This is a genomic window from Collimonas silvisoli, assembly GCF_018305005.1.
GTDB lineage: Bacteria > Pseudomonadota > Gammaproteobacteria > Burkholderiales > Burkholderiaceae_D > Collimonas > Collimonas silvisoli.
In genome coordinates this window covers 1-5,253 of sequence record NZ_JAGQEG010000170.1, presented here as the reverse complement: position 1 = coordinate 5,253, position 5,253 = coordinate 1, and the positions used below count along the sequence as shown (strand labels likewise).

Here is a 5,253-nt window from a genome sequence, read left to right as displayed (position 1 = left end):
GGCGCCGGCATCGATCGCTGGCTGCGCCGCATGGTTTTGGCCAGCATCGTTCTGTTCGGCCTGGCGTCGGCGGCGCTTGCTGTCTGGAGCGGCAACCCGCTTGCCATCTATGTCAGCGTCGGCGTCTGGGGACTAGCCTTCGGCGGCGTCCCCACCTTGTTTCAGACTGCTTCCGCCAATGCCACCGGCGAGGCGGCGGACGTCGGCCAGGCGCTGATCGTCACCGCCTGGAATGCGGCGATCGCCGGCGGCGGCGCTGTGGGCGGGCTGCTGCTGGATAGCTATGGCGCGGCGAGTTTGCCATGGGCTTTGCTGCTGCTGTTGCTGGCGGCCTGGCTGATTGCATGGCGTGCATCGATGCATGGCTTTCCGCACAGCGTGCGTGTCTAGCCGGAATCTAGCCGGCAAAATGTTCGGCATACACCTGTGTCACCCATTCGACGAACACCTTGACTCTGGGCGATAGCTGATGATGGGATGGGTACAGCGCCAGCACCGGCAGCTCCGGGCAGGTTTGATCGCTTAACACCGCTACCAGCTGGCCTGTCTGCAAATACTTTTCTACCCGGAAGCGCGGCACCTGGATCAGGCCGAATCCCAACAGCGCGCATTGGGTGTAGGCGTCGGCGCTGTCGACCGCGATCCAGCCGCCGGCTTTGTATTCCTCTGCCTGGCCGTTGCGCAAGAAAGTGAAGGGATATTGAATATTGTGGTCGCGGCTGAAAAAACCGACTGCCTGATGCGCAGCAAGGTCGGCCGGGAGCAGGGGAGTACCCCAGCGCGCCAGGTATTGCGGACTGGCGCAGATGATTTCCGGCAAAGAAGCCAGCCGCCTTGCAACCAGCGAGGAATCCTTGGGCACGCCGACCCGCACCACGCAGTCGATGCCTTCGCCCACCAGATCGACCAGCCGGTCGCCGCTGCTGATCGCTATGTTCAGGCGCGGATAGCGCGCACGGAATTCAGCCAGCCGCGGCAGGATGATCTGGGTCGCGTGGGTGCCATGCAATCCCAGGCGCAGCACGCCGCTGGGATTGGCCGAGCTGGTGTCGAGCGACGCTTCGGCATCTTCCACGTCCGCCAGAATCCGGCAGCAGCGCTCGTAGAATGCGCGGCCGTCCAGTGTCGGCTTGACGTTGCGCGTAGTGCGTTCCAGCAGCCGGGTTCCCAGCCGCTGCTCCAGTTCCTTCATGGCATGGGTGGCGGTCGCCCGCGGCATGTCGAGCATGCCGGCTGCCTTGGTAAAGCTGCCTAGATCAACGATGTGGGTGAAGAGGCGCAATGCTTCAAGTCTGTCCATGGCGGTGCGTTGTCCTCGGCTGCTTAGCCTGCCTGGCCTGGATGTTCCCACTCGCCACGGGTCATCATATAGACGGCGGTATCCATCTCGTTCCATCTTTCTATGCCTTGAAACTGCATCCCCAAGCGTTGCATGACGCGCGCCGAGCCGGTGTTTTCCTGATGGCATACCGCGCATAGACGATCGCCGCCGATCGTCTCGAATGCAAACGCAGCCATCCGCCGTGCCGCCTCGGAAGCGTAACCTTGACGCCATTTGTCCTGCCGCAGTCGCCAGCCGATTTCCAGTGGATTGGCGGTGTCTCCGCCCAGATACTGAATGCAGCCGGAACCGATGATTTCTTCGCTATCGAGCTCGATAAAACTCCACCATGAAAACCCCCATTCAGCCCAGCGCGCCTTGACGCGCGCAATCGCCGCGGCGGTGTCCTCAAGCGTTTCCGGTTTGCCGGTGATGTAGCGCATCACTGCCGGATCGCGGTTGACGAGATTCAGCCCTATCAGGTGCGAGTCATTGAATGGTTCCAGGCGCAGGCGTTGTGTGGTTAGTATGGTCATTTGGATTACCTGGTTTTTAAGCGGCTTAAAAGCGGTCACTCGGCGATCCTGTAATTTTAATCAATCGCTCATGAGTAGATAGTAGAACGCCACGCTAATTAAATGGCGTTTTGTCATTCTGAATCGAAGATTGGGTTATGGATAAGAATAATTAAGCTTTCCTTCGGTCAGCAGTCGATTTCCCCGAGGTCAAACTCAACATTGGCCTTTCTTCGCATTGAAGACTCCCATCTCTTGTTCTCGGAAGCGGTCAATTTTGATGCCCCGAATTTCATGCCAGTTAACTTTCCAGCAATTATTTCCACAAAAATAGTGCAAATAATGCAATACTTATTATTTTGATACCGTCTCTCGCAGTCATTCTTTTCATTTGCGCATGGCTTCTTGTCGCTTTGACGGCCCGCAAGACCGGGTATGCACCACCGTAAGTGACCAGCCCTACTCTGACGTAACGACAATAAGGAAATGCATTCATGTTTGACTCTCCTCGCAGTCTCCGCGTTAAAAGTGAAGCAATCCCTGAGGTAATGGGGGCGCCGGCATTGATCCCGGTGAGTATCAAGGGCAGTGAATCCCTCAATAGCTTGTATGCCTATACAATCATCCTCAAAACGCCGGACGCCTTGGTCAATTTCGGATCAGCAGCCAACTATGATTTGGACGCATTCTTAGGCAAGGAACTGACGGTAGAAATCCAGTTGGAAGGCTCAGGCAGTTTTGTTGCAGGCATGCCGGGCGGCAGCGGGTTAGCCAACGCCGGTGCCGGTGTGCGTGAAATCTCCGGTCTCATCAGCACTGCGACCATATTGCGCCAGGTCGGGCGGTATGTGTTTTATGAAATCACGCTGGAGCCGTGGTTGAAATGGGCTGACGGCAACGCCGATTGCCGGATTTTCCAGGACAAATCCGTTGTCGAGATTCTGGACGAGGTGCTATCCAAGTACACTTTTCCGGTCGATAAGCGTCTTTTCGATACGTACCCCAAGCGAGATTACGTCACCCAGTTTTCGGAATCGGATTTCACTTTCTTCAGTAGACTGTGTGAAGTCGCGGGGATCAACTATTTCTTCGAGCACAAAGACGGCAAGCATCGCCTGGTGCTCACTGACGGCAACGCCGCGCATCAACCGTTTCATAGCGACGCCTATCACGTCCTGAACTACTACGGCGAAAAACCAAGGATCGACCAGGAATTCATCCATACGTTTTCACCCGCGCACCGTGTGACTCCGGGTCGCTACACCTCGCGCGATTACGACTATACCCGGCCGCGCAGCACGCTGGAAGTCAGCCACAACGACCATCGCGTCTCCGACCATAACGCCGAGGTCTACGAATATCACACGGATGCGCATTACGTACAGCCGAAAGCAGGCCCCCAGCAGGCGACCAACGATCCTTTGGAAGAGGGCAAGAAGAACGCCCGCATCCGCATGGAACGCCTGCGCAACAACGCCGAACGCGCCAGCGGCGCCGGCCATGTGCGTGCGTTGGTGCCGGGTTGCACCTTCACGCTGGGCCGGCATCCGGTTGGCAAAGCCAACATCGAATATCTGATCGTCGCCACACGCTTCGAGATGGAAGACGTCGCGCAGGAAACCCAGCGCCCGGACAGCGACCCGCAACAGTTTCGCGTCAATGTCGATTTTGAAGTCGTGCCGCTACGCGGCGAACAATACCGGCCCGAACGTGTCACGCCAAGACCGGCCATGCACATCCTCACCGCCATCGTGGTGGGGCCGGAAGATCAAAATATCTGGACTGACGCATTAGGCCGGATCAAGGTGCAATTCCAATGGGATCGTCTAGGGCAAGCCGATCAGAACAGCAGTTGCAGGGTAAGGGTGTCCAGCCCTTGGGCGGGCAATCAACTGGGGGCGAGTCATATCCCCAGGATGAAACAGGAAATCTTGATCGATTTCATCAGCGGCAATCCCGATTTGCCGATCTGCACCGGGCGCGTGCACAACCAAATGAATCTGCCGGCCTGGTCGTTGCCCGGCCAGAGCGCCTTGTCCGGTTTCCGCAGTCGCGAACTGACGCCGAATGGCGGCAACAGCGCCGCCGGCCGCAGCAATCATCTGGTGATGGATGACACTGAAGAGAAGATTCAAGTCCAGCTCAAGAGCGATCATCAGCACAGCCAGCTCAGTCTCGGCAATATCACCCGCATCGAAGACAACGCCGGTCGTAAAGATCCTAGAGGCCAAGGTTACGAATTGCGCACCGATGGTCACGGCGCGATCCGCGCTAAGGAGGGTTTGTTAATTACCACCGAAGGCCGCAGCAGCGCCCAAGCCCATATTACCGATATGGGCGAGACGGTACAGCGTCTGACGCAGGCCCGTGACCAGCATGAAAATCTGGCAGATCTGGCGCAACTGCATCAGGCTCAAGAGAATAACGGTGACCAAAGCGACGTCGCCAAGATCATCAAAACCCAGAACGACGCCATCAAGGGCAGCGGTGGCGATGCGAAAGCGGGGAGTTTCCCGGAACTGGCCGAACCGCATTTGATACTTGCCAGTCCTGCCGGCATCGAAACCACCACGCCGCAATCGACGCATATCGCCAGCGGCGAACATATTGCGTTGACCAGCGGGCAGCATGTGAGCTTATCGGTTGGACAGCGATTGCTGGCAAGCGTGAGGAAGGGGATACGGCTGTTCAGCTATAAATTCGGGATGAAACTGATCGCCGCCAGCGGCGACATCGATCTTCAGGCGCTGAAAGATAGCATCAACGTTCTCGCCAAGCTCAACATTACCCACACCGCCAATCGCATCACCATTACCGCGCAGGAAGAAGTGATGATCAACGGCGGCGGAAGTTATACCAAATGGGCTGCTGGCGGTATTGACAATGGCACCAGTGGCGCGTGGAAAGTCCATGCAGCTAGTAGAAATTGGATTGGCCCGGCGAATTTGCCGCTACCCGCACTGGCTGCGCCGATTGTCGCGCCAGACCAGGCTAGCCTGCTGTTAAATATAACAGCGCATGGCAAACAAAGCCGCGCATTTGCCAACGAGCCTTACCAGCTCTATCAATCAGGCGCAAAGATAGCAAGTGGCATGACCAACGGGCATGGGCAGATTCTTATTCAAGATCATCAGAGCAGTACCACAGCCTATCAAGTCAAACTCAACGATGGGACGGCGCTGGATGTGCAAGTTCACCCGCAACTAGCCAACACCAACCCGCATCAGCTATCGAATCAAGGCTATCGTACGCATGTCATCGAGAGCCGCAACGACGCGCAATCCAAGGATGCATCATGAGCGATACGCTACCCAAGACAAATAAAAATAACACGACCCATATTGACTTAAAAGGGCGCTGCGCCACCGCCACAGTGCAATGGTTTTGTGAATTGGATCAAGCCAAACATCCGATTAC

Annotated in this window: 4 protein-coding genes and 1 pseudogene; 2 read left to right on the top strand and 3 right to left on the bottom strand. The window is 56.8% G+C overall.

Annotated features, from left to right (window positions below; genetic code table 11):
- Window positions 1–390: pseudogene (locus tag KHU33_RS25255) on the top strand (MFS transporter); the annotation flags it as partial.
- A gap of 7 nt (window positions 391–397) precedes the next feature.
- Here KHU33_RS25255 and KHU33_RS25250 read toward each other — a convergent pair.
- The 3 genes from KHU33_RS25250 to KHU33_RS25240 form a co-directional block, all read right to left on the bottom strand.
- Window positions 398–1,300: a LysR family transcriptional regulator gene (locus KHU33_RS25250; protein ID WP_211468162.1), complete on the bottom strand. Its 903-nt coding sequence runs from the start codon at window positions 1,298–1,300 to the stop codon at window positions 398–400.
- A 23-nt stretch (window positions 1,301–1,323) separates the two neighbouring features.
- On the bottom strand, window positions 1,324–1,857 hold the full coding sequence (locus KHU33_RS25245) for a GNAT family N-acetyltransferase (RefSeq protein ID WP_211468161.1): 534 nt from the start codon (window positions 1,855–1,857) through the stop codon (window positions 1,324–1,326).
- A 295-nt stretch (window positions 1,858–2,152) separates the two neighbouring features.
- The gene (locus tag KHU33_RS25240) at window positions 2,153–2,332 is read right to left on the bottom strand and encodes a hypothetical protein (RefSeq protein ID WP_211468160.1); all 180 of its coding nucleotides are present in this window, start codon (window positions 2,330–2,332) and stop codon (window positions 2,153–2,155) included.
- Between KHU33_RS25240 and KHU33_RS25235 the strand changes: the two genes are divergently transcribed.
- Window positions 2,331–5,135, top strand: a complete 2,805-nt coding sequence (locus KHU33_RS25235; protein ID WP_211468159.1) for a type VI secretion system Vgr family protein — start codon at window positions 2,331–2,333, stop codon at window positions 5,133–5,135. The two genes, KHU33_RS25240 and KHU33_RS25235, sit on opposite strands and share 2 nt — an antisense overlap.
- The last annotated feature ends 118 nt before the right edge of the window (window positions 5,136–5,253 follow it).

Bases quoted from the DNA above. Each gene is read 5' to 3' on its own strand.
- KHU33_RS25250 (WP_211468162.1), bottom strand. From the start codon at position 1,300: ATGGACAGACTTGAAGCATTGCGCCTCTTCACCCACATCGTTGATCTA.
- KHU33_RS25245 (WP_211468161.1), bottom strand. From the start codon at position 1,857: ATGACCATACTAACCACACAACGCCTGCGCCTGGAACCATTCAATGAC.
- KHU33_RS25235 (WP_211468159.1), top strand. From the start codon at position 2,331: ATGTTTGACTCTCCTCGCAGTCTCCGCGTTAAAAGTGAAGCAATCCCT.
- KHU33_RS25240 (WP_211468160.1), bottom strand. From the start codon at position 2,332: ATGAATGCATTTCCTTATTGTCGTTACGTCAGAGTAGGGCTGGTCACT.